Here is a 22,618-nt window from a genome sequence, read left to right on the forward strand (position 1 = left end):
TGATCTCTACTTTAGCAGAGTCTCAGCGGCCCGATTCTCACCGGTCCCGCCCCGCGCCCTACCAGCGCGGTGACGCCACACACCGCTTGACCCGTTTCCGGGCTTCAGGGGGTTTCAGGCGACTCGGAGAACATTAGGCCTCCGGCGGGACGGAGTCAAATCGACCTATCCATGCTTTGACTCACCCGCCGGAGGCCCGGCCATGCTCACTGTCCGTGCAGGTCAGCGCGTTACCTCGACGGCGGCAAGGGTCTTCTTGCCCCGACGCAGCAGCAGCCACCGGCCGTGCAGCAGGTCCGTGTCCGCCGGCGCGGCGTCGACGTCCTCGACCTTCGCGTTGTTCAGGTATGCGCCGCCCTCCTGGATCGCCCGGCGTGCGGCACCTCGGCTGGCCACGACCCCGGTGTCGGCCAGGAGCTCGTAGATCGGACGCAATTCGCTCACCTGGGCCGTCGGCAGCTCGGCCAGCGCGGCACGCAGGGTCGCCTCGTCGAGTTCGCCGAGCTCACCCTGTCCGAACAGGGCCTTGCTCGCTGCCTCGACCCGGCGCAGGTTCTCCTCGCCGTGCACGAGCGCCGTGACGTCCTGGGCCAGGGTGCGCTGGGCCAGCCGCAGGAAGGGCTTCTCCTGCGTGGCGGTCTCGAGCTCGTCGATCTCCTCGCGGCTGCGGAAGGTGAAGATCTTGAGGTACTCGACCACCTTGGAGTCCTCGGCGTTCAACCAGAACTGGTAGAACGCGTACGGCGACATCATCTCCGGGTCGAGCCAGACCGCGCCGGTTTCGGTCTTGCCGAACTTCGTCCCATCCGCCTTCGTCACCAGCGGCGTGCCGATCACGTGCACGCTCCCGCCCTCGGAGCGGTGGATCAGGTCCACCCCCGCGGTCAGGTTGCCCCACTGGTCGCTGCCGCCGGTCTGCAGCGTGCAGCCGTAGTTGCGGTAGAGCTCGAGGAAGTCGAGCGCTTGGAGGATCTGGTACGAGAACTCCGTGTAGCTGATGCCGGCGTCGGAGTTGAGCCGGGCCGCCACCGCGTCCTTGGAGAGCATCTTGCCGACCCGGAAGTGCTTGCCGATGTCGCGCAGGAAGTCGATCGCCGAGATCGGCGCCGTCCAGTCCAGGTTGTTCACGATCCGGGCGGCGAACTCACCCTCGAAGCTGAGGATGCTGCCGACCTGGCCGCGCACCTTCTCCACCCAGTCCGCCACGGTCTCCTTGGAGTTCAAGGTCCGCTCGGCGTTCGGCTTCGGGTCCCCGATCAGGCCGGTGGACCCGCCCACCAGGCCGAGCGGGAAGTTGCCCGCGTTCTGGATCCGGCGCATCGTGATCAGCTGCACCAGGTTGCCCATGTGCAGGCTCGGCGCGGTCGGGTCGAACCCGCAATAGAAGGTGACCGGCCCGTCGGCGAAGGCTTTGCGCAGCGCTTCCTCATCGGTGGACAGGGCCAGCAGGCCCCGCCACTGGAGTTCATCGACGATGTCGGTGGTCACGATCTCAACTTTCCCTCGGAAGGAACGCACGACGCCCGCCGCGGCAGGCGCGACGAACGAGGGGCCGCACCCCGGGCGCGACCCCTCTAGCCTACTGATCCAGCCAAGTCCGTTGCTCGGCGATTACCGCCCGCACCTCGGCCAGCTGTTCGCGCACCCGCACCGGCGCCGTCCCGCCGCGACCGTCGCGCGAGGCGATCGAGCCGGACACCGTCAGCACGTCCTTGACGCCCGGGGTGAGCCGTTCGTCGATCGCGGCGAGGTCCTCGTCGGTCAGGTCGGACAGCTCGACGTCGCGCTCCTCGCAGTAGCGCACGCTCGCGCCCGCCACCTCGTGCGCCACCTTGAACGGCACGCCCTGCTTCACCAGCCACTCGGCCACGTCGGTGGCGAGCGAGAAGCCCTGCGGCGCGAGCTGTGCCATCCGCTCGCCGTGGAAGACCAGCGTCGCGATCATGCCGCTGAACGCCGGGAGCAGGACCTCGAGGGTGTCGACCGAGTCGAACACCGGCTCCTTGTCCTCCTGCAGGTCCCGGTTGTAGGCCAGGGGCAGCGCCTTGAGCGTGGCCAGCAGGCCGGAGACGTTGCCGATCAGCCGGCCGGCCTTGCCGCGGGCGAGCTCGGCGATGTCCGGGTTCTTCTTCTGCGGCATGATCGAGGAGCCGGTGGCGTAGGCGTCGTCCAGCGTCGCGAAGGCGAACTCCTTGGTCGTCCAGAGGATGATCTCCTCCGCGATCCGGGAGACGTTCACGCCGACCATCGAGGCCACGAAGGCGAACTCGGCCATGAAGTCGCGCGAAGCCGTGCCGTCGATGGAGTTCGCGCTGCTGCGGCTGAAGCCGAGCTCCGCCGCGACCGCCTCGGGGTCGAGGCCGAGCGTGGAGCCGGCCAGCGCGCCGCTGCCGTAGGGCGAGGAGTCGGTGCGCCGGTCCCAGTCGCGCATCCGGTCCACGTCCCGGCCGAGCGCGTGCACGTGGGCGAGCAGGTGGTGCGAGAGCAGTACGGGCTGCGCGTGCTGCAGGTGGGTACGCCCGGGCATGGCGACCTCGAGGTGCGCCTCGGCCTGGTCGGTCAGCGCCTGCTGCAGATCGCTGATCAGGGCGACGATGACGCGGGCGTGCTCGCGCAGGTACATCCGCGGCAGCGTGGCGATCTGGTCGTTGCGCGAACGGCCGGCCCGCAGCCTGCCGCCGAGCTCCGGGCCGATGCGCTCGATCAGCCCGCGCTCGAGTGCCGTGTGGCAGTCCTCGTCGGCGACCCTCGCCTGGAATTCGCCGGAGACGACGTCCTGCTCGAGCTTGTCCAGCCCGGCCAGCATGCCGTCGAGGTCCTCGTCGGTCAGCAGCCCGGCCCGGTTCAGCGCCCGGGCGTGCGCCCGCGAGCCGGCCAGGTCGTAGCGGGCCAGCCGCCAGTCGTAGTGCACGCTGGCGGACAGCGCGGCCAGCGCTTCGCTCGGACCGCTGGAGAAGCGCGAGCTCCACAGCAGGTTCGAAGGTGCTTCACGTTCGGTCATGATCGAAACTTTCCGGTCCCGTCGGGCCGCGGTTCGGCGTGTGCCCGGGTGCTGGGTTCGGCGCTGGGGCGCCGGGCGGTCTGAGTGGGGTGAGGGAGCGCCGCGGATCTCAGCCGCGGGCCGCCTCGCTGAGTCGTCGAGCCAGGTCGGGGCCGCCGAGCGGGTCGCGGCAGATCACCAGGACGGTGTCGTCGCCCGCGATGGTGCCCATGACTCCGGCGGTGACGCCGTGCCGGTCGGCGTGGTCGAGCGCCGAGGCCAGGAACTGGGCCGCTCCCGGCGGCGTGCGCAGCACGACCAGGTTGGCCGAGCCCTCGGCGGTGACCAGCAGTTCGCCGAGCAGGCGGCGCAGCCGGGTCTCGAGCTCGCCGGACTCGACCGCCGCGCGCGGCGATCCGTCCCCGCCCTCGCTGCGCAGCGCGTAGATGAGGTTGCCCTCGGGGTCGCGGATCCGCATGGCGCCGAGTTCGTCGAGGTCGCGCGAGAGCGTGGCCTGCGTGACCGAGAAGCCCTCGCCCGCGAGCAGTTCGGCGAGCGCGGACTGCGAGCGCACCTGGTGGCGCGCGAGCAGGTCGGCGATGCGCTGGTGGCGCGCGCGTCGTGTGTTCACGACGGTGGCCGCGGCGCTCTCGAAGGCGGCGGCAGCGGGGCTTTCCTGCTCGTTCCTCGGGACGGCGGCGGACGGCGGGGTCACCAGGTCTCCCTTCGGTGGGCGTGGGCGTGGGCGGGGACTGATGCGGCACGCGGCGTCGGCTGCGAACTCGTGGATACGAGTGCGGCGTGGGTCGCGTGCGTCGCGGGTGCGGGGCGGATCGGAACGTCGGTCGGTGCGGCGGCGGTGGCAGGGGTGGCGCTGATGACGGCGGTCGCGGTGCGCGTCACGCGGGTGGCGTGGCTGATCCCGGCGTTCGTCGTCGGCTGCGTGCCCCGGCGAGATATCGCCGTGCCTGCGGCAACGCCGATACCCGGCACAGCGCACGCCGAGGACGGTCGGCGCGTCGTACCCGCCGCCGCTGCGGCCGACCTTCGGGCCACACGCACTGTCTTCTCGCCTCTCTCGCCTCTCGGCTTTCTCGACTGTCCGTGACTGCTCTGGCTGACGGGCTCGGTCGGCGCTCGAAGTTCCGCGCGACACCGCGTCGGCTTCTTCCCCGCATCCGTGCGGATACGCACTGCGACGCGGATCCCGAGCGTTCGCCGCGCCGTGCCGTGTCTTACCGGGGGTGAGCGGTCTGGAGGTCTCCCCGACTCCCCACTCCCCCGAACCGTGCGCCCGATCGCCACGGGCGCACGCGCGCGGTCCTACCGCGCGCCGCTCCGGTAGCCGAGAAGGTACGCCAGCAGCGCCTTCTGGGCGTGCAGGCGGTTCTCCGCCTCGTCCCAGACCGCCGACTGCGGACCGTCGATGACGGAGGCCGCGATCTCCTTCCCCCGGTACGCGGGCAGGCAGTGGAGCACGATCGCGTCCGGCCGGGCGAGCGCGAGCGCCGCCTCGTCGAGGGTATAGGGCAGGAACACCTCCGCGCGTGCGGACTTCTCCTCTTCCTGACCCATCGACACCCAGGTGTCGGTGACCAGCACGTCCGCGTCCTTCGCGGCGGCCTTGGCGTCCTGGGTGACGCGCACCGAACCGCCGGTCCGCTCCGCGATCGCGACCGCGTCGGCGACGTAGCGGGGGTCGGGCAGGTAGCCGTCGGGCGTGCCGATCCGCACGTGCATGCCCGCGGTCGCCCCGCCGAGCAGGTAGGAGTGGGCCATGTTGTTGGCGCCGTCGCCCAGGTAGGTCATGGTCAGGCCGGCCAGGGCGCCCTTGCGCTCCTGCACGGTCTGCAGGTCCGCCAGGATCTGGCAGGGGTGGAAGTCGTCCGTCAGGGCATTGACCACCGGCACGCTGCTGGCCGCGGCCATCTCCTCGATCCGGGAGTGCGCGAAGGTACGCCAGACGATCGCGGCGACCTGGCGCTCGAGCACCCGCGCGGTGTCCGCCACCGGCTCGCCCCGGCCGAGCTGGCTGGTGGCCGCGTCGATGACGAGCGGGTAGCCGCCGAGCTGGGCGACGCCGACCGAGAAGGAGACCCGGGTGCGGGTGGACGGCTTGTCGAAGAGCACCGCGACGGCCTTCGGGCCGGCCAGCACTGGGTGGCCGAGCGGGTCGGCCTTGAACTCGGCGGCGAGATCGAGCACCTCGGCCTGCTCGGCCGGGCTCAGGTCGTCGTCACGGAGGAAGTGGCGAGTGGGCATCAGAAATCTGCTTCCGTGCGGTGGGCGGAGGAGGGACGGCCTGCGGACGGGGCGCGGCCGGACGGGAGGGTTCGAACCGAGCCGTGAGCGCGGGCCGGGCTGGCAGCGTGGGCGGACGCACGTCGACGGGCGCCGTTTGGCGTGCCGTCAGCGGCGGCCGGGAGCGTGGCCGCGGCCATGGCGGGGGCGGTCACGACCGGCCCGCCTCGTCGAGGGCGTGGTCCAGCAGCTTCGGCAGCGCGCCGAGGAACTCGCGGGCCTGATCCGTCGTCAGGATCAGCGGCGGGGCGAGCCGGATGGACTCGGGGTTGACCGCGTTGACGATGAACCCGGCGTCCAGGGCCGCGTCGGCGACCTCGGCCGCGGCGGCCCGGCGCAGCACGATGGCCAGGAGCAGGCCCTCGCCGCGCACGCCGGCGACCGCGGGGTGGTCGAGTTCTTCGATGCCCTGGCGCAGCAGGTCGCCCACCTCGCCGGCCCGCTCGATCAGGCCGTCGCGCTCGATCGCGTGCAGCACCGCGAGCCCGGCCGCGCAGGCCACCGGGTTGCCGGCGAAGGTCGAGCCGTGACTGCCCGGGGTGAACAGCTCCGCGGCGCGGCCGAAGGCCAGGCAGGCGCCGATGGGCAGGCCGCCACCGAGCCCCTTGGCGAGGGTAACCACGTCCGGACGGATACCCGCGTGCTGGAACGCGAACCAGTCCCCGGTGCGGCCGATGCCGGTCTGCACCTCGTCGAGCACGAGCAGGGCGCCGTGGCGCGCGGTGATCTCGCGGGCCGCCTTGAGGTAGCCGGGCGGGGCCGGGAGCACGCCGCGCTCGCCCTGGATCGGCTCGAGGAAGACCGCGGCGGTCTGGTCGTCCACCGCGTTCTCCAGAGCGGCGGCGTCGCCGAAGGGCACGAATTCGACCCCAGCGGGCAGCGGCTCGAAGGCCTCGCGGATGGCCGGCTTGCCGGTCAGCGCGAGGGCTCCCATGGTGCGGCCGTGGAATCCGCCCTCGGTCGCGATGACCTTGGTGCGGCCGGTCAGCCGGGTCAGCTTGAACGCGGCCTCGTTGGCCTCGGTGCCGGAGTTGGCGAAGTAGACCCGGCCGGAGCCGAGGTCGGGGCCGCCGGCCGGGCCCTGCTCGGCCGCCGGGCCGCTGCCGGGCAGCGCGGCGAGCGCGAGCAGCCGCTCGGCGAGGGCGATCTGCGGCGCGGTGCCGAAGAAGTTGCCGACGTGGCCGAGGGTGGTCAGCTGCGCGGTCACCGCGTTGACGATGAGCGGGTGGGCGTGGCCGAGGGCGTTGACCGCGATGCCGGCGAACAGGTCGAGGTAGCGGCGGCCGTCGGCGTCCCACAGCTGCGCGCCCTCACCGCGCACGAACACCCGCTTGGGGGTGCCGAAGGTGTTCATCAGGGCACTGCTGTAGCGCTCGGTCCACGCGGCGCTCAGGCCGCCCTGGGCCTGCACCACGGGCAGGCCCTCGGCCCGGGCGGCCGAGATGGCGCCGGACGCGGCCGGGGCGGTGGACGCCTCGTGCGCCGCGGGCGCGGATCCGGCCGCGGCGGCCTGCGGGTGCGTGTGCGTCGTCATGCCGATACCACCATCGTTCCGATGCCTTCGTCCGTGAACACTTCGAGCAGCAGCGAGTGCTGCACCCGCCCGTCGAGCACGTGCGCCGCACGGACGCCGCCGCGCACGGCCCGCAGGCAGGCCTCCATCTTGGGCGCCATGCCGGAGGAGAGCTCGGGCAGGAGCTTGTCGAGCTCGTCTGCGGTGAGCTGGCTGATCACCTGGTCCGAGGCGGGCCAGTCCGCGTAGAGGCCCTCGACGTCGGTGAGCACGACCAGCTTCTCCGCGCCGAGGCCGACCGCGAGCGCGGCGGCGGCCGTGTCGGCGTTGACGTTGTAGACGCCGCCGTCCTCGGCCCGGGCCACGCTCGAGACCACCGGGATGCGGCCGTCGTCGAGCAGCGCGCCGAGCACCTTCGGGTCGACCGTGTCGATGTCGCCGACCCGGCCGATGTCCACCGCGACGCCGTCGACCATCGCGTGCCGCTGACGGGCCGTCATGGTGTTCGCGTCCTCGCCGGACATGCCGACGGCGAAGGGGCCGTGCTCGTTGATCAGCCCGACGATCTCGCGCTGCACCTGGCCGGTGAGCACCATCCGGACCACGTCCATGGCCGCCGGGGTGGTCACCCGCAGCCCGCCGGCGAACTCGCTGGGCAGGCCGGAGGCCTCGAGCGCGCGGGTGATCTGCGGGCCGCCGCCGTGCACCACCACCGGGCGCAGCCCGGCGTAGCGCAGGAAGACCACGTCCTGGGCGAAGGCGCGCTTGAGGTCCTCGTCGACCATCGCGTTGCCGCCGAACTTCACCACGACGGTCGCGCCGTGGAACTTCGAGAGCCAGGGCAGCGCCTGGGTCAGCACGTGCGCCTTGGCCAGGGCCTCGGTGGAACGGGTTCCCCCCGCCATCGTCTTCACGAGGAGTAGGCCGAGTTCTCGTGCACGTAGTCCTTGGTGAGGTCGTTGGTCCAGACCGTGACGCTCTCCCCGCCGGCGGACAGGTCCACCACGAGGTGGATGTGACGGTCGCTCAGGTCGCACAGCTCGCGGTCCTCGCCGACCCCGCCGTTGCGGCAGACCCAGACACCGTTGATGGCGACGGAGAGCTGGTCGGGCTCGAACTTGGCCCCGGTGGTGCCGACCGCGGCCAGCACCCGGCCCCAGTTCGGGTCCTCGCCGTAGAAGGCGCACTTGAGCAGGTTGTTGCGGGCGATCGAGCGGGCCACCTCGAGCCCGTCGGCCTCGGTGGCCGCGCCGACCACCTCGATCTCGATCTCCTTGGACGCGCCCTCGGCGTCGGCGATCAGCTGCCGGGCGAGGTCGGCGCAGAGCTCTTCCACGGCGGCGGCGAACTCGCGCGCGTCCGGCTCGACCCCGGTGGCGCCGGAGGCCATCAGGATCACCGTGTCGTTGGTCGACATGCATCCGTCGGAGTCGACCCGGTCGAAGGTGCGGGCCGTGGCGGTGCGCAGCGCGGCGTCGAGCTCGGCCTGCGGGACCTGCGCGTCGGTGGTGAGCACGCACAGCATCGTGGCCAGGCCCGGGGCGAGCATGCCCGCGCCCTTCGCCATGCCGCCGAGGACGTAGCCGGCGCGCTCGACCACGGCCGTCTTCGCGTGCGTGTCGGTAGTGCGGATCGCCTCGGCCGCGTCGGCCCCGCCCTCGGCCGAGAGCGCGGCGACGGCGGCGGGCAGCGCGCCGAGCAGCCGGTCCATGGGCAGCCGGACCCCGATCAGGCCGGTGGAGCACACCGCCACGCGGGTGGCCGAGGTCTCGAGCGCGGCGGCGGTCTGCTCGGCGGTGCGGTGGGTGTCCTGGAACCCCTCCGGCCCGGTGCACGCGTTGGCGCCGCCGGAGTTGAGGATGACGGCGTCGAGCTCGCCGGCCTTGACCACCTGCTCGGACCACAGCACGGGCGCGGCCTTGACCCGGTTGGAGGTGAACACCGCGGCCGCGGCGCGCGAGGGCCCGTCGTTGACGACGAGGGCGAGGTCGGGCGCGCTGGAGGACTTGATCCCGGCCGCGAGCCCGACGGCGCGGAAGCCCCGGGCCGCCGTGACGCCCACACCCTCGACGCCGCGGCTGGTCTGCTCGGTCACGAATCTCCTCCGTTGCTGCACGCCCCGGCCGCGACGGCGCGGGTGGGGGCGGAATGGGTGGTGGTGTGGGGATGGGGCTGGAGTCCGGTCGCGCGCTCGGTCACGGCGCGACCCCGACCGTGCTCAGGCCGGCCGACTCGGGCAGGCCGAGGGCGAGGTTCATGCACTGGATCGCGCCGCCCGCGGTGCCCTTGGCCAGGTTGTCCACCGCCGCGAGGACGAGGATCCGGCCGACCGACTCGTCCAGCGCGACCTGCACGTGGACGCTGTTGGAGCCGAGCACGGCGGCGGTCTGCGGCCAGATCCCGTGGGGCAGCAGCGTCACGAACGGCTCGTCGGCGTACGCCTTCTCGTAGGCGGCCCGCACGTCCTCCGCCGTCACTCCCGGCCGGGCCTTGGCCGAGCAGGAGGCGAGGATGCCGCGGGACATCGGGACGAGCATCGGGGTGAAGGAGACCGCGACCTTGGCCCCGGCGCCCTGGCCGAGGTTCTGCGCGATCTCCGGGGTGTGCCGGTGGGTGCCGCCGACGCCGTAGGCCGAGGTGTTGCCCATGATCTCGGAGCCGAGCAGATGCGTCTTGAGCGAGCGCCCCGCGCCGGAGGTGCCGGTGGCAGCCGTGATGACGACCTCCGGCTCGGCCAGCCCGGCGGCCAGCGCCGGATAGAGCGCGAGGGTGCTCACGGTCGGGAAGCAGCCGGGCACGGCCACCCGGTTCGCCCCGCGCAGCCGCTCGCGCGCGCCGGGCAGCTCGGGCAGGCCGTACGGCCAGGTCCCGGCGTGCGCAGAGCCGTAGTAGCGGGTCCAGTCGGCCGCGTCCTCCAGCCGGAAGTCCGCGCCGCAGTCGATGATCAGCACGTCCGGGCCGAGCTGCTCGGCCACCTCGGCCGACTGCCCGTGCGGCAGCGCGAGGAAGACGACCTCGTGCCCGGCCAGCGTCTCCTGGTCGGTCTCGGCCAGGACACGGTCGTAGAGCGGGACGAGGTGCGGCTGATGCTCGCCGAGCGTCGAGCCCGCGTTGCGACCGGCACTGAGCGTGCCGATCTGGGCGCGGCCGTCGACGACTGCAGGGTGCGCGAGGAGGAGCCGCAGAATCTCCCCACCCGCGTAGCCGGTCGCACCGGCCACCGCGATCCGAAGGGTCATGGCATGAGAATACAGAAAAATGGAAGACTATGCCATCGTCCATCCGAGTGAACTTGGAGCGGAGCCGTGCCAACCCCCGTGTTGGTGGGCAGTTGGCTGCGGCCACGTGAGCTCGTCGAGCGGCGGCCACCTAGGCCTCGAAGTCGAAGGTCCGCGGCGTGATCAGGGCGAAGAGCCTCCATTCGGGCCGGGCCGCTACGGCGTCGAACCAGTCGTCTCGGGTGCTGCGGTCGGCCTCGGCGGGAGAGGACCACGAGGTGTCGAAGGTTCCGAGCGCGGCGAGCTCCTGGGTTATCGGGTAGTCCAGGCGGCAGGCGATGTGGGCTTGGCCGCCGTCAGAGTCGGTGATCAGGTGGCGGGCGAGGCGCAGGGTGAAGACCGGGCCGTCGGCGCCTTCGGCGGGTCCGTAGCCGTATGAAAGGCGGTCAGCCCCCGGGACATCCGCGGTCGCGACGGCGCGATCCGCGAAGGTGCGGAAAGCGCCGAGCGCGTGGGGCGCGTAATCGGGCCCCGGGTACCAGGATGACGACAGGCCCTCGCGCCGCTCGAAGATCGTCTGCCAGGCGGCCGCGGCCTCCGCGACCGTCCAAGCGCGGTGGAACAGGATGGGCCGTGGCTCGTGCCAGGGGACTTCCGAGCCGTCCGGGAAGTGTTCCTCCGCGTCGTCGCCGACCACTCTGGCGCCGAGTCGCGCGGCGATCTGCGCGAGTTGCGTGGCGACGTGGCCCCCCTTCCAGATGGTGATCTGTCCGCCGACCCAGTTCATCTGCCAGGAGCCGTCGGCGGGGGTGAGCAGTTCCCAGCACTCCCCGCCGTTCTCGCCGGTGTGCCTGATCAGCTGCGGCTCCGTGTCCGCGAACGCGGTCCACTCCGCGCGGGAGATGGGATAGAGGTCGGAGTCGAAGTGGAAGTCGGCGCGGGTGATGTGCAGGTCGTAGCCCATGGCAGTCCTCGGAGTCAGCGGAGGCTCTCCACTGTGCCATCGGGTACTGACAAGTACGGCCGCGTGGGGGAATCAGGTGAGCTCGTGGGCAATTCGGTCCAGGACGAGCGCGGCTTGCTGCGGACACTCCGTCAGCCACTTGCCGACCTGCTCCGCGACGGCCTCTCGAACGCAGTCGAGCACTTCGGCGTTGTGTAGGACGCCGTGCGTCGCGCCCTCGAACCTGGGACGCTTCAGCTTCACCGACACGACGGCGGTGAGGCCTTCGCCGATCCGGGCGGAACTGAAGTCCGGGTCCGTCTCAGTCAGCAGGCCGCGTTCGCGCGCGTACGCGTTGACCGCCGCCTCGAGCCCGTTGCGGAAGCCCGCCACGTGTGTGCCACCACCGGGGGTCGGCACGCTGTTGGCGAAGCTTCGGGTCTGCTCTTGGCCGGAACCGCGCCACCGCAGGGCTACCTCCATCGTCCCCTCCATCCGCGGGTCCTCCTGTTCGAAGGCGACGATGTCCGGGTGCAGGTGCTCGTCGTGCTCGTCGAGGTGGGCGACCATGTCCTGCACGCCTCCCGGGAAGCAGAACCGAACCGAGCGGGGCTCGGCCGGGTCACGCTCGTCGGTGAGGGAGATGTCCAGGTCGCGGTAGAGGAACGCGAGTTCCCTGAAGCGCTCGGCCAGCACGTCGAACGAGAACCGCGTGGTCTCGAAGATTTCGGGATCCGGCCAGAAGCTGATGGCGGTCCGGGTGTCTGCCGCCGGTCCGGCATCCGCGGGTGGGGCCACCGCGACCCCGCATGCGTACCTCTGCACCCTGCGGACGCCCTCGCGCTGCACCTCGGCCAGCATCCGACTCGACAGGGCGTTGACGACGCTCGGCCCCACGCCCAAGAGGTCGAGCACCGGGTATCGCGGGCCGCGGGTCGGCATGTAGTGCATGTAGGTCAGTAGGGCCTCCAGCTCGGAGATGCCGCGAATCGTGGTGTTGTCGAGTGGGAGCCCGGGTCCGTCGTCGGCGACACGCACGCCACCGTCGGGCAGAAGCGTGACCTCGACACGGGTGGCACGGCCGACCAGCACGTCGTTGACCGAGCAGCTCGCGATCTCGAACACCAACCGGTGCAGGCCGCGTTCACCGGTCGAGCCGATGAACATCCCGGGCCGCTTCCTGACGGCTTCCAAGCCATCCAGCACCTGAATGTGGCTGGCGTCGTATTGGGCGGGCTTCCGGTTCACTTTTGACCCCTCCAGTTGCATCAGTAGGCTGCCTCGATCCTAGACCAATTCCAGGAAAATGCCAGGTCAGAGCTACCATGACGGCCGCACAGGCGGCCCGGTGAGAGCCTGTGCGGAGCCGGTCGACCATGGGGCTGGGAACGGCTGTCCGAGCGCTTACGCGGTGCCGCCAGAGCCGTTTATGGCGGCATTCTGAGAAGTCTCGGAGCCACGAATTTCCGCGAATTTCGCCGACCCGTCGGCGCGCACTGACCACTCCCGGTCGAGGGTGACCGCCTCGGCGAAGTAGCGGTCGTGGGTGACGACGAGGACGGTGCCGGTGAAGGCGCGCAGGGCGCGTTCGACGACGTCGAGGGAGTCGAAGTCGAGGTAGTTGGTGGGTTCGTCGAGCATCAGGATGGGGGCGCCCTGGTTGACGGCCACGGCGAGCAGGAGGCGGCGGAGTTCGCCGGCGCTGAGGGTCCGGAGGGGGGCTTGCCATTGGTCTGGGGCGAACAGGTGGGCCGTCAGGATCTGCTCGGCGTCTTCGGGGTAGACCGGGACGCGGCTGCGGAAGTAGTCGATGACGCTCGCGTCGAGGCGCAGGTGGTCGTGGGTCTGCGGGAGGACGGCCACGGCGCTGGGGTCGGCCTGGGCTGCGCGGGTGGCGAGGGCGTCGAGGAGGGAGGACTTGCCGGCGCCGTTGGGGCCGCTGATCAGGATTCTGTCGCCCGGCCTGATCTCGAGGTCGGGGATCTCGAACAGCAGCTTGTCTCCGGCGGTCACGGGCAGTTCTTTGATCCGCAGGGCCGCGCGCTCCCGGTCGGCGTCGCCGCTCTCGCCGGTCGGTGTGGGGAACGCGAGGGTGAGTGTGGGACGGGTGACGGGTTCGGCGAGCCAGCGGGCTGACTGGAGTTCGCGCTCGAGGCGGCGCTCCCTGGCCTTCGCCTTCCTCGCCACCTTCTTCGCGATGCGGCGCCAGTGGTCGTTCGCCGTCGCGTGCTCGGTGGCCGCGGCGTGGCCCTTGGTCGCCTCGATGTCGCCGGCGAGGCGGGCGCGGTGCTTTTCCTGGGCCTCGTAGTCGAGCAGCAGGCGCTGCCAGCGTGCCTGCTTCTCGGCCCGGAACGCGGTGTATCCGCCCTCGTACGTCTGCAGTGCGTCGTGGATGCCGTCGAGTTCGATCACCCGGGTGGCCACGCGGTCGAGGAACGCGCGGTCGTGGCTGATCACCAGCAGCGCGCCGGTGAACCGGGCGAGGTAGTCGCCGAGCCAGGAGACGGCGTCTGCGTCGAGGTGGTTGGTCGGCTCGTCGAGCAGCAGCACGCTCGGGTCGGACAGCAGGACGCGGGCGAGCATGAGCCTGGCCTGCTCGCCGCCGCTCACCTGAGCGAGCGGGGTGCGTTCACTCAGATGGGCTACGTCGAGGCGCTGGCCGACCTCGTCGACGCGCGCCCTCGCGGCCCAGCCGCCGAGTGATTCGAAGCGTTCGAGCAGGCCGCCGTACTCGTCGAGGAGGCTGAGTTCGCCCTCGGCGATGCGGTGTTCGAGTTCGTGCAGGCGGGTCTGCGCGTCGAAGAGTTCGGCGAGGGGTTCGCGCAGGAACGCGCCGACGCTCTGGTCCGGGTCGGGGACCTGCTGGGCGAAGAATCCCACGCGGGTGCCCGGACCGTGCTCAAGACGGCCGCGGGTGGCGGGCAGCAGGCCGGCCAGGATTCTGAGCAGCGAGGACTTGCCGACGCCGTTCGGGCCGACCAGGGCGACCCGGTCGCCGGGGGCGAGGGTCAGGCCGACGCCGTCGAACAGCGGCTCAGCGTGGAAGACGAGCGAGAGGTCGCTCGCCTTGAGGAAGGAACGTGCGGCTACGGCGAACAAGGAGGGCTCCATGGGTGGTGGTCGCGGTCGGATCGAGACACAACCCACGAATCAGCACTACGGAGCTCCTCGGCCGGCAACAGGTACGCAGACGATGGTGCCCGGGCCGCAGGGGCCCGGGCAACCGGTTTTCGTGGTGGAGCGGCGGGCGCGGGACTAGCCGCGCAGCACCGCGCCGGTGTGGCGGGTGGCCGAGGCCACCGCGGCCTCGCGCACGGCGGCGACCTCGTCGGCCTTGAGGGTGCGGTCCTGGGCGCGCAGCCGCAGCGCGAACGCCAGCGACTTCGTGCCCTGCTCGATCCGCTCGCCCTCGTACACGTCGAACAGCCGGATCGCCTCGAGCAGCGGGCCGGCGCCGGCGACCAGCGCCGACTCGACGTCGGCCGCGGGCACCTCCTGGGAGACGACGAGTGCGACGTCCACCGAGGCGAGCGGGAATCCCGAGACCAGCTCGGCGGTGACGGGCACCTCCGAGGCCGGCACGAGCACGTCGAGGTTCAGCTCCATCGCGCAGGTGCGCGGCGGCAGGCCGAGCGCCTCGAGCACCTTCGGGTGCAATTCGCCCGCGTAGCCCACGATCCGCTCGTCCAGCGAGAGCACGGCGCAGCGGCCGGGGTGCCAGGGCTCGTACTGCGCCTGGTCCACCGTCAGCTCGGCGTTGCAGGCCGCGGCCACGGTCCGGGCGGCCTCGACCGCGTCGGCCCAGGTCGCCTCGCGCCCCGCGCCCCACCAGCCGGCGTTCTCGCGGGCGCCGGTGAGCACAGCCGCGACGTGCCGCGGCTGGTCCGGCAGCGCGGCCTCGAGCACGGCGAGCTCCTCGTCCGAGGGGCGGTGCGCGACCGACAGGCGCGGCGGGGCCGAGGCGCCCGGACGCGGCTGGTAGACCAGGCCGGTCTCGAACAGGGCCACGTCGGTCATGCCGCGCCCGACGTTGCGCCGCAGGGTGGCGAACAGGCCGGGCAGCAGCGTGGTGCGCAGGTAGGGCTGCTCGTCCGAGATCGGGTTGACCAGGGCCAGCGCGTCACGGCGGGCGTCGTCCGCGGGCACGCCCATGGCGTCGAACTCGGCGTCGCCGACGAACGGGTAGTTGAGCACCTCGACGTAGCCGGCGTCGGCGAGCGCGTGGCCCACCCGCCGGTGCAGCCGCTGACGCAGCGTCAGGCCGCGCCCGCGCGGGGCGACCGGCAGCCGCATCGGGATCCGGTCGTAGCCCTCGAGCCGGATGACCTCCTCGGCCAGGTCGTTCGGGTCGGTCAGGTCGGGCCGCCAGGACGGCGGGGTGACGCTGAGCCGGTCCGCGCCCTCGACCGTGCAGCCGACCTCCTGCAGCCGGCGCACCACGGTCTCGCGCGGGTAGGCGAGCCCGGCGACACGGCCGGGCAGGCCCGCGTCGATCACGATCGGGGCGGCCGCGTGCGGCCGGGTGGAGGCCACGGTGACCTCGGGGGCGGCCGTGCCGTAGCCGAGCAGCACGAGCAGGTCCACGGCGCGCTGGGCCGCGGCGGCGGCCGCGTTCGGGTCCACCGACCGCTCGAAGCGGCGGGAGGCCTCGGACTGCAGCTTGTGCCGGCGCGCGGTGCGCGAGATCGAGCCCGGGTCGAAGTGCGCCGCCTCGATCAGCACGTCCACGGTGCCGGCGTGGACCTCGGTGGAGGCCCCGCCCATGACCCCGGCCAGGCCGATCGGGCCGGACTCGTCGGTGATCAGCAGGTCGTCCGGGTCCAGGGCGCGCTCGGCGTCGTCCAGGGTGGTCAGCTTCTCCCCCGCCTCGGCCCGCCGCACGGTGATCGTGCCGGTGAGCCGGCCGAGGTCGTAGGCGTGCAGGGGCTGGCCGATCTCGAGCATCACGTAGTTGGTGATGTCCACGATGAGCGAGATCGGGCGCATCCCGGCAAGCTGGATGCGCCGCTGCAGCCACAGCGGGCTGGTGGCCAGCGGGTCGATCCCGCGCACGGCGCGCGCGACGAAGCGGTCGCAGCCGAGCGGGTCGGCCAGCACCACCGGGTAGCCGCCCTGGGTCGGGGCCGGGACGTCGAGCAGGGCCGGGTCGCGCAGGGTGCGGCCGTAGACGATCGCGGCCTCGCGGGCCATGCCGCGCATCGAGAGGCAGTAGCCGCGGTCCGTGGTCACGGCGATGTCGAGCACCGCGTCCCGGATGCCGAGCAGCTCGATCGCGTCCGCGCCGACCTGGACGTCGGTCGGGAGCACGATGATGCCCGAGTGGTCCTCACCCAGGCCGAGCTCGCGGGCCGAGCAGATCATGCCGTCGGAGACGTGGTCGTAGGTCGAGCGCGCGGCGATCTTGAAGTCGCCGGGCAGCACCGCGCCGGGCAGCGCGGCCACGATCTTGTCGCCCACGGCGAAGTTGCGCGCGCCGCACACGATCCCGCGCACGTCCGCCGGCTCCGGGCCGACCTGGACCTGGCAGTAGCGGATGGGCTTCTTGAAGCCGGTGAGCTCCTCGATCTCCAGGACCTGACCGACCACCAGCGGACCGGTCAGACCCGCGCCGGACTCGTGCACGGTCTCGACCTCGAAGCCGGCCGGGATCAGCCGCTCGGCGAGCTCACGGCCCGTCAGGCCCTCGGGCAGGTCGACGTACTCGCGCAGCCAGGAAAGGGGGACGCGCATCAGATTTCCACTCCGAACGGGAGGGTGAAACGGATGTCACCCTCGACGATGTCGTGCATGTCGGCGATGCCGTGGCGGAACATCAGGGTCCGCTCGAGGCCGATGCCGAAGGCGAAGCCGCTGTAGCGCTCCGGGTCGATGCCGGCCGAGACCAGCACCCGCGGGTTGACCACGCCGCAGCCGCCGAGTTCGATCCAGCCCTCGGACGAGCAGGTGCGGCAGGGGTGGTCCGGGTCGCCCACGGACGCGCCGTGGCACACGAAGCACTGCAGGTCGAGCTCGGCGCTCGGCTCGGTGAAGGGGAAGTAGTTCGGACGCAGCCGGGTGGCCAGCCCCGCGCCGAACATCGCCTTCACGAAGTGGTCGAGGGTGCCCTTGAGGTCGGCCATGCCGATCCCCTCGTCCACCACCAGGCCCTCGATCTGGTTGAACACCGGGGTGTGCGTGGCGTCCAGCGCGTCGGTGCGGAAGGTGCGCCCGATGCACACCATGTGCAGCGGCGGCTGCCGCTTGAGCATGGTGCGGATCTGGACCGGCGAGGTCTGGGTGCGCAGGATCAGCGAGTCGCGCTCGGTGTGCGTCGGGTCGTTCGGGTCCACGCCCGGGGTGCGCACGAAGAAGGTGTCCTGCGGGCTGCGCGCCGGGTGGTCCCTTGAGATGTTCAGGGCGTCGAAGTTCATCCACTCGGCCTCGACCTCGGGGCCCTCGGTCACCTCCCAGCCGAGCGCGGAGAAGACCTCGCCGACCCGCTCGGCGAGCGTCGTCAGCGGGTGCCGGCCGCCGCGCGGGGCGCGGTCCCAGGGCAGCGTGACGTCGACGGACTCCTCGACCAGGACGCGGGCGTCGCGCTCGGCCTCGAGCACGGTGCGGCGCTCGGCCACGGCGCGGGCCACGGCGGCGCGGGCCTGGCCGACGCGCTTGCCGGCCTCGGCCTTCGCGGCCGGGGGCAGCGCCCCGATCTCCCGGTTGGCCAGGGCCAGCGGGGAGCGGTCCTTGGCGTGCGCGATCTCGGCCTCGTGCAGGGCTCCGAGGTCGGCGGCCGCGGCGAGCGCGGCCAGCGCCTCGTCCAGGGCGCGTTCGACGGCCTCGGGCTTGAGCGCCTCGACCTCGACGGGGTCGAAGCTCTTGTTCGGTGCGGACATCAGGATCGGCTCAACTTCCGCTTCTACCACGCCGTCAGCGGCGTGCGGGGTCTTCTCGGCGGGCGCCTGCAATCCTAACGGGCGCGGGCCGACGGGCTGCTCGGGGAGTGCGCGGGCGGCGATACGGGCCCGGCGGGGGCGCGCGCGGGCGCGCCGAGGCCGCCCGAGGCGGCCGGACCGGCGACCTCAGGGCTCGGTGTGAGCCGCGGTCAGGCCGCCGGGATGGTAAATCGGAACCGGGCGCCGCCGCCGGGGGCGCGCCCGACCGTGATGGCGCCGCCGTGGGCCTCGACGATGCCCTTGACGATGTAGAGGCCGAGGCCGGTGCCGCCGCGCCGGTTGCCGCGCCAGAAGCGGGTGAACACGCGCCCGAGCATGGCCTCGGGGATGCCGGGGCCTTCGTCGTCGACGGTCATGGCGACCATGCGCGGTCCCTCTCCCTTCCGTGGCGGCTCGTCGTGCGGTGCGGCGGGTCCGGCGTCGGTGGGGCCGTCCTGCTCCACTGTGATGGTGACACGCCCCTCACCGTGCCGCACGGCGTTTTCCAGCAGATTGGCGATCACCTGGCGCAGCTTGTCCGGGTCGGCCCAGACCTGGAACTGCTCCTCGGACCGGACGTCGAAACGTGCAACGTCCACGCCCGCCGCGTTCATCCCGGCGATCTGGTCGCCGACGAGTTCGAGCAGGTCGACCGGGTAGCAGGCGAGCTGCAAGCGGCCCGAGTCGATCCGGGCGATGTCGAGCAGCTCGGCGATCAGCCGGGTGACCCGGTCGGCGTCGGCGTCCACAGTCTCGAGCATGAGTCTGCGCTGGTCGTCGGTGAAGCGCTCCCACTTGGCCAGCAGCGTCGCGGTGAAGCCCTTGACGCTGGTGAGCGGGGAGCGCAGCTCGTGTGCGACGGTGGCGATCAGGTCCGCGTGCCGGCGTTCGACCCGGGCGCGGGCGGAGGTGTCGCGCAGGCCGACCACGACCCGGTGTACCGGGCCGCCGCGCTCGCGCACGTAGCGGGCGGTGACGAGCACGTCCCGGCCGTCCGGCAGCAGCAGCCTGGTCTCCGGCTGGCCGCTGCGGATGCCCAGGCCGCCGTACGGGTCGGTCCAGGTCCACCAGCGCCGGCCGTCGAGGTCCACCAGCGGCAGGGCGAGGTCGAGCGGGCGGCCGAGGGCATGCTCGGCGCGCAGGCCGGTGATGCGTTCGGCGGCCCGGTTGAACACCCGCACCCGGTTCTCGGCGTCGGCGACGACGAGGCCGTCGGGCAGCTCGTCGTACGCGGACGCGGTGGCGGGGTCCTGCGCGTTGCTCGCCTCCACCTGGTGCGGTCTCCCTTGCGGCTCGGTCCAACTCCGGCATGGGGCGGGGCCGTGACCGCCGCGGCCCGTAACCATCTTGCCGTGCTGACACCCCATCATTCCGGGTGCCGCCACCGTAGCGCCAGACTTGGCGGGCATGCGCCGGGGTCTCGTGCTTGACGCACGGCGCGGGCGGTGCCGGGCCGTGCGCGGCGGGCTACCGCCGCCGCTGTGCGCGGGCGGAGGCGTAGAGGCACACGGCCGCGGCGGTGGCGAGGTTCAACGACTCGGCGCGTCCGTGGATCGGCACCCGCACCGCCTCGTCGGCCAGGGCGAGCACCGGGTCGGGCAGACCCCAGGCCTCGTTGCCGAACATCCAGCAGGTGGGGGCGGCCAGGGCGCCGGAGTCCGCCTCGTCGTCCAGGTCGGCCTCGCCCGCGCCGTCGGCGGCCAGCACGCGCACGCCGCGTTCGCGCAGCGCGGCGGTGGCGGCGGGCAGGTCGACGCCGGTGACCACGGGCAGGTGGAAGAGCGAGCCGACCGAGGCGCGCACCGCCTTGGGGTTGTACACGTCCACGGACTCGCCGCTGACCAGCACCGCGTCGGCGCCCGCGGCGTCGGCGGCGCGCAGCACGGAGCCGGCGTTGCCGGGGTCGCGCACGTGCGCGAGCAGCACGACCAGCCGCAGCGGGCCGTCGAGCACCTCGGACATCGGCCGGTCCAGGAACCGGCAGACCCCGACCAGGCCCTGGCCGGTGACGGTGTCGCCGAGGGAGGCGAGCACCTCCTCGGCGGCGATCGCCACCGAGGCCCCGTGGGCGCGCGCGAGCTCGAGCTCGGAGGCGTAGCGCTCGGCGGCCTGCTCGGTGGCGAACAGCTCGGTCAGCAGCCCGGGCTCGGCCGCCGCCTCGCGCACCGCCTGCGGGCCCTCGGCCAGGAACAGCCGTTGCTTGGCCCGGAAAGCACGAGAGGCAAGGCGGCGCGCGGCCACGATCCTGGTGGACTTCACCGAGGAGATCGCGGCCTCACGCGGCCCTGCCGTCATGCCGTGCCGTGCGGAGTGCGGATACGCGCTCGCTTCGCGGTTCAGGCCGCGACCTTCGGCGCGTTCACGTCGGCAGGCAGCGCCTTCTGCGCGACCTCGACCAGCGCGGCGAACGTGGCGGCGTCGTTGACGGCCAGGTCGGCCAGGATCTTGCGGTCCACCTCGACACCCGCGGCCTTCAGGCCCTGGATGAAGCGGTTGTAGGTCAGGCCGTTGGCGCGGGACGCGGCGTTGATGCGCTGGATCCACAGGCGACGGAAGTCGCCCTTGCGCTTCTTGCGGTCCCGGTAGGCGTAGACCAGGGAGTGGGTGACCTGCTCCTTGGCCTTGCGGTACAGGCGGGAGCGCTGGCCGCGGTAGCCGCTGGCCTGCTCGAGAACCGCGCGGCGCTTCTTGTGGGCGTTGACCGCCCGCTTCACGCGTGCCATGTCGAATCTTCTCCTCGGGGTGGGGCCGACGGCACCGGGGTGCGAGCCGTCCCCTTGCAGATCAAAGGGTCAGGGGGAATAGAGCGCGGCGGCTTACTTGCCGAGCAGGCGCTTGATCTTCTTCACGTCGGCCGGAGCGAGCACGACCTCGCCGGTCACGCGGCGGGTGTAGCGCGAGGACTTGTGCTCGAGCAGGTGGCGCTTGCCCACCTGACCCCGCATGATCTTGCCGGAGCCGGTCACCCGGAACCGCTTCTTGGCACCGCTGTGCGTCTTGTTCTTCGGCATGGCTGCCGTTCCCTCTCATCTCAACTTCGCCGGCCCGCCCGGCCGGGTCCGCGGGGGCGGACCGGCGCGGAACGAGCCGTGCCTCAGGGCGGCGGCGGATCGCCGACGCCGGAGTGTCGTCTGTCGTACTGCCGGACTCTCGAGGGCGGTTACGCCTGCTCGTCGGTCGGCTGCTCCTGGTCCAGCTGCTCTTCGGGAGCGTCCAGCTGCTCTTCGGGGGCGTCCAGCTGCTCGTCGTGAACGTCGAGCTGCTCGTCGTGGAAGTCCTCGTCGAGCTCCGAGGCCGAGCCGGCCTCGTCCCTGCCGCCGAGCTGGGCGGCCCGGGCGGCCTTGGCGGCGCGGGCCTCGGCCATCGCGTCCACCTTCTTCTTGCGCGGGCCGAGCACCATGATCATGTTGCGCCCGTCCTGCTTGGGCGCGAACTCGACGAAACCGAGCTCCTCCACGTCCGCGGCGAGGCGGTCGAGCAGGCGGCGGCCGAGCTCCGGGCGGGACTGCTCCCGGCCGCGGAACATGATCGTGATCTTGACCTTGTCCCCGGCGTTGAGGAACCGCACCACGTGACCCTTCTTGGTCTCGTAGTCGTGCGGGTCGATCTTCGGCCGGAGCTTCATCTCCTTGATGATCGTGTGCGCCTGGTTCTTGCGCGCCTCACGGGCCTTCATCGCGGACTCGTACTTGAATTTTCCGTAGTCCATGAGCTTGGCCACCGGCGGACGCGAGGTCGGCGCGATCTCGACCAGGTCGAGGTCGGACTCCTGGGCCAGACGCAGGGCATCCTGGATCGAGACGATCCCGACCTGCTGTCCGTCCGGGCCGACCAGACGTACCTCGGGCACGCGGATCCGGTCGTTGATACGGGGTTCGGCGCTGATGGGGCCTCCTAGGTTCATGCGGGCCGGGCGGCGAGCCGTAGCCGCCCGGTCGCGGGACAGTGCGGGGAGAGTGAGCCCGCACCGCCGTGAAACGCCTCGGGGCAAAGGGACGATTCCCCGGCACGCGAAAAAGCCCCGCACAGCCTGCTTCCGCAGGAACAATGCAGAGCTCCACCTTGCCGTCGCACGCGCTCCGCCCTTGCGGGATCCGGCTCGCGCGCCGGGACCGTACCCGTCGACCGCCGGTCGATCAGGTGGGAGGTGGGCCCTCCACTTGCGGGCCGGTGTCACACACGGGGTGTCACTCCGGCCGGTCGCTTGAGTCCCAGGTTAGCAGACATCCGGAGTGCTCCGGCACATCTGCGATCTTCCGGGGGACGCAGACGGGGCGCGAGGGGCGCGTGCGAGACTGGCGGGGTTCGAGCCCGAGGCGCCAAGCGGGCTCGAGTCCGCAAGTGGAGAACGAAGGAGCACCATGTCCGAGACCGACCTGGCCACCGACCTGTCCGCCCTCCCCGGCCCCCGGGAGCTGGCCGAGGTGCCGGCCGTCGAGGTCATCGCGACGCTGGCGGTGCACCTGATGACGGCGGCGGCCGTGCAGCTGGGCCTGGGCGAGCCGGGCGAGGACGGCGCCGAGCCGGCCAAGGACCTGGACGAGGCGCGCAAGCTGATCACCGCGCTGGCCGGCCTGGTCACCGCGGCGGCGCCGGAGATCGGCTCACAGCACGCGCTGCCCCTGCGCGACGGGCTGCGGACGCTGCAGCTGGCCTTCCGCGAGGCGTCCACGGTGGCGGACGAGCCGGGCGCCGGACCCGGCGAGAAGTACACCGGCCCGGTGCGCCAGCCGCGCGCCGGCCGGGCCTGAG

20 protein-coding genes are annotated in these 22,618 nt (G+C 72.2%); 2 read left to right on the top strand and 18 right to left on the bottom strand.

The genetic code is table 11. The features are described 5' to 3' along the window. Window positions 1–222 precede the first annotated feature (222 nt). The 3 genes from tyrS to KDL01_RS19015 form a co-directional block, all read right to left on the bottom strand. Window positions 223–1,488, bottom strand: coding sequence for a tyrosine--tRNA ligase (gene tyrS, locus KDL01_RS19005; protein WP_212529866.1), 1,266 nt, complete (start codon window positions 1,486–1,488; stop codon window positions 223–225). A gap of 91 nt (window positions 1,489–1,579) precedes the next feature. Then, the gene (argH, locus tag KDL01_RS19010; RefSeq protein WP_212529867.1) at window positions 1,580–3,001 is read right to left on the bottom strand and encodes an argininosuccinate lyase; all 1,422 of its coding nucleotides are present in this window, start codon (window positions 2,999–3,001) and stop codon (window positions 1,580–1,582) included. Between the two features lie 109 nt (window positions 3,002–3,110). Then, window positions 3,111–3,611 (bottom strand): arginine repressor, encoded by a 501-nt coding sequence (locus KDL01_RS19015; RefSeq protein WP_438801972.1) that lies wholly within the window; start codon window positions 3,609–3,611, stop codon window positions 3,111–3,113. 153 nt (window positions 3,612–3,764) lie between these two features. Here KDL01_RS19015 and KDL01_RS19020 point away from each other — a divergent pair, with 153 nt between their 5' ends. Then, window positions 3,765–4,088, top strand: a complete 324-nt coding sequence (locus KDL01_RS19020; RefSeq protein ID WP_212529869.1) for a hypothetical protein — start codon at window positions 3,765–3,767, stop codon at window positions 4,086–4,088. Window positions 4,089–4,303: 215 nt separating this feature from the next. On the opposite strand, the gene argF is transcribed toward KDL01_RS19020, so the two are convergent. From argF to infC, 15 genes are all read right to left on the bottom strand, one after another. Continuing rightward, window positions 4,304–5,242, bottom strand: a complete 939-nt coding sequence (gene argF, locus KDL01_RS19025; protein ID WP_212529870.1) for an ornithine carbamoyltransferase — start codon at window positions 5,240–5,242, stop codon at window positions 4,304–4,306. Between the two features lie 190 nt (window positions 5,243–5,432). Next, the gene (locus KDL01_RS19030; protein WP_212529871.1) at window positions 5,433–6,815 is read right to left on the bottom strand and encodes an acetylornithine transaminase; all 1,383 of its coding nucleotides are present in this window, start codon (window positions 6,813–6,815) and stop codon (window positions 5,433–5,435) included. Beyond that, on the bottom strand, window positions 6,812–7,699 hold the full coding sequence (gene argB, locus KDL01_RS19035; protein ID WP_212529872.1) for an acetylglutamate kinase: 888 nt from the start codon (window positions 7,697–7,699) through the stop codon (window positions 6,812–6,814). Before argB ends, KDL01_RS19030 begins: the two co-directional genes overlap by 4 nt. 5 nt (window positions 7,700–7,704) lie before the next feature. Continuing rightward, window positions 7,705–8,856 (bottom strand): bifunctional glutamate N-acetyltransferase/amino-acid acetyltransferase ArgJ, encoded by a 1,152-nt coding sequence (gene argJ / locus KDL01_RS19040; RefSeq protein WP_212529890.1) that lies wholly within the window; start codon window positions 8,854–8,856, stop codon window positions 7,705–7,707. Between the two features lie 133 nt (window positions 8,857–8,989). Continuing rightward, window positions 8,990–10,033: an N-acetyl-gamma-glutamyl-phosphate reductase gene (gene argC / locus KDL01_RS19045; RefSeq protein WP_212529873.1), complete on the bottom strand. Its 1,044-nt coding sequence runs from the start codon at window positions 10,031–10,033 to the stop codon at window positions 8,990–8,992. Between the two features lie 130 nt (window positions 10,034–10,163). Continuing rightward, window positions 10,164–10,976, bottom strand: a complete 813-nt coding sequence (locus KDL01_RS19050; RefSeq protein WP_212529874.1) for a hypothetical protein — start codon at window positions 10,974–10,976, stop codon at window positions 10,164–10,166. Between the two features lie 72 nt (window positions 10,977–11,048). Then, entirely contained in the window at window positions 11,049–12,149 is a 1,101-nt protein-coding gene (locus KDL01_RS19055) for a DNA topoisomerase subunit B (protein ID WP_212529875.1), read from the bottom strand. A 210-nt stretch (window positions 12,150–12,359) separates the two neighbouring features. Then, window positions 12,360–14,054 (bottom strand): ABC-F family ATP-binding cassette domain-containing protein, encoded by a 1,695-nt coding sequence (locus KDL01_RS19060; protein ID WP_212529876.1) that lies wholly within the window; start codon window positions 14,052–14,054, stop codon window positions 12,360–12,362. A gap of 156 nt (window positions 14,055–14,210) precedes the next feature. Beyond that, entirely contained in the window at window positions 14,211–16,685 is a 2,475-nt protein-coding gene (gene pheT / locus KDL01_RS19065) for a phenylalanine--tRNA ligase subunit beta (RefSeq protein ID WP_212529877.1), read from the bottom strand. After that, the gene (gene pheS / locus KDL01_RS19070) at window positions 16,685–17,827 is read right to left on the bottom strand and encodes a phenylalanine--tRNA ligase subunit alpha (RefSeq protein WP_212529878.1); all 1,143 of its coding nucleotides are present in this window, start codon (window positions 17,825–17,827) and stop codon (window positions 16,685–16,687) included. Before pheS ends, pheT begins: the two co-directional genes overlap by 1 nt. A 209-nt stretch (window positions 17,828–18,036) precedes the next feature. Next, complete coding sequence (locus KDL01_RS19075) at window positions 18,037–19,212, bottom strand: sensor histidine kinase (protein WP_212529879.1); 1,176 nt, start codon at window positions 19,210–19,212, stop codon at window positions 18,037–18,039. A 121-nt stretch (window positions 19,213–19,333) separates the two neighbouring features. Continuing rightward, window positions 19,334–20,161 carry a TrmH family RNA methyltransferase gene (locus KDL01_RS19080; RefSeq protein WP_212529880.1) on the bottom strand — a complete coding sequence of 276 codons (828 nt, stop codon included), beginning with the start codon at window positions 20,159–20,161 and terminating at the stop codon, window positions 19,334–19,336. A 41-nt stretch (window positions 20,162–20,202) separates the two neighbouring features. Continuing rightward, the gene (rplT, locus tag KDL01_RS19085) at window positions 20,203–20,589 is read right to left on the bottom strand and encodes a 50S ribosomal protein L20 (RefSeq protein WP_212529881.1); all 387 of its coding nucleotides are present in this window, start codon (window positions 20,587–20,589) and stop codon (window positions 20,203–20,205) included. Window positions 20,590–20,682: 93 nt separating this feature from the next. Then, window positions 20,683–20,877 (bottom strand): 50S ribosomal protein L35, encoded by a 195-nt coding sequence (gene rpmI / locus KDL01_RS19090; protein ID WP_212529882.1) that lies wholly within the window; start codon window positions 20,875–20,877, stop codon window positions 20,683–20,685. Between the two features lie 149 nt (window positions 20,878–21,026). Next, window positions 21,027–21,770, bottom strand: a complete 744-nt coding sequence (gene infC / locus KDL01_RS19095; protein ID WP_246576651.1) for a translation initiation factor IF-3 — start codon at window positions 21,768–21,770, stop codon at window positions 21,027–21,029. Between the two features lie 457 nt (window positions 21,771–22,227). On the opposite strand from infC, the gene KDL01_RS19100 reads away from it, so the two are divergent. Then, window positions 22,228–22,617, top strand: a complete 390-nt coding sequence (locus tag KDL01_RS19100) for a DUF1844 domain-containing protein (protein ID WP_246576652.1) — start codon at window positions 22,228–22,230, stop codon at window positions 22,615–22,617. The last annotated feature ends 1 nt before the right edge of the window (window position 22,618 follow it).

The sequence above is a fragment of the Actinospica durhamensis genome (assembly GCF_018139695.1).
GTDB lineage: Bacteria > Actinomycetota > Actinomycetes > Streptomycetales > Catenulisporaceae > Actinospica > Actinospica durhamensis.

Coding starts and splice junctions, on each gene's coding strand:
- argH (WP_212529867.1), bottom strand. CDS start 3,001: ATGACCGAACGTGAAGCACCTTCGAACCTGCTGTGGAGCTCGCGCTTC.
- argF (WP_212529870.1), bottom strand. CDS start 5,242: ATGCCCACTCGCCACTTCCTCCGTGACGACGACCTGAGCCCGGCCGAG.
- KDL01_RS19030 (WP_212529871.1), bottom strand. CDS start 6,815: ATGACGACGCACACGCACCCGCAGGCCGCCGCGGCCGGATCCGCGCCC.
- argB (WP_212529872.1), bottom strand. CDS start 7,699: ATGGCGGGGGGAACCCGTTCCACCGAGGCCCTGGCCAAGGCGCACGTG.
- argC (WP_212529873.1), bottom strand. CDS start 10,033: ATGACCCTTCGGATCGCGGTGGCCGGTGCGACCGGCTACGCGGGTGGG.
- KDL01_RS19050 (WP_212529874.1), bottom strand. CDS start 10,976: ATGGGCTACGACCTGCACATCACCCGCGCCGACTTCCACTTCGACTCC.
- pheT (WP_212529877.1), bottom strand. CDS start 16,685: ATGCGCGTCCCCCTTTCCTGGCTGCGCGAGTACGTCGACCTGCCCGAG.
- pheS (WP_212529878.1), bottom strand. CDS start 17,827: ATGTCCGCACCGAACAAGAGCTTCGACCCCGTCGAGGTCGAGGCGCTC.
- KDL01_RS19075 (WP_212529879.1), bottom strand. CDS start 19,212: ATGGTTACGGGCCGCGGCGGTCACGGCCCCGCCCCATGCCGGAGTTGG.
- KDL01_RS19080 (WP_212529880.1), bottom strand. CDS start 20,161: ATGACGGCAGGGCCGCGTGAGGCCGCGATCTCCTCGGTGAAGTCCACC.
- rplT (WP_212529881.1), bottom strand. CDS start 20,589: ATGGCACGCGTGAAGCGGGCGGTCAACGCCCACAAGAAGCGCCGCGCG.
- rpmI (WP_212529882.1), bottom strand. CDS start 20,877: ATGCCGAAGAACAAGACGCACAGCGGTGCCAAGAAGCGGTTCCGGGTG.
- infC (WP_246576651.1), bottom strand. CDS start 21,770: ATGAACCTAGGAGGCCCCATCAGCGCCGAACCCCGTATCAACGACCGG.
- KDL01_RS19100 (WP_246576652.1), top strand. CDS start 22,228: ATGTCCGAGACCGACCTGGCCACCGACCTGTCCGCCCTCCCCGGCCCC.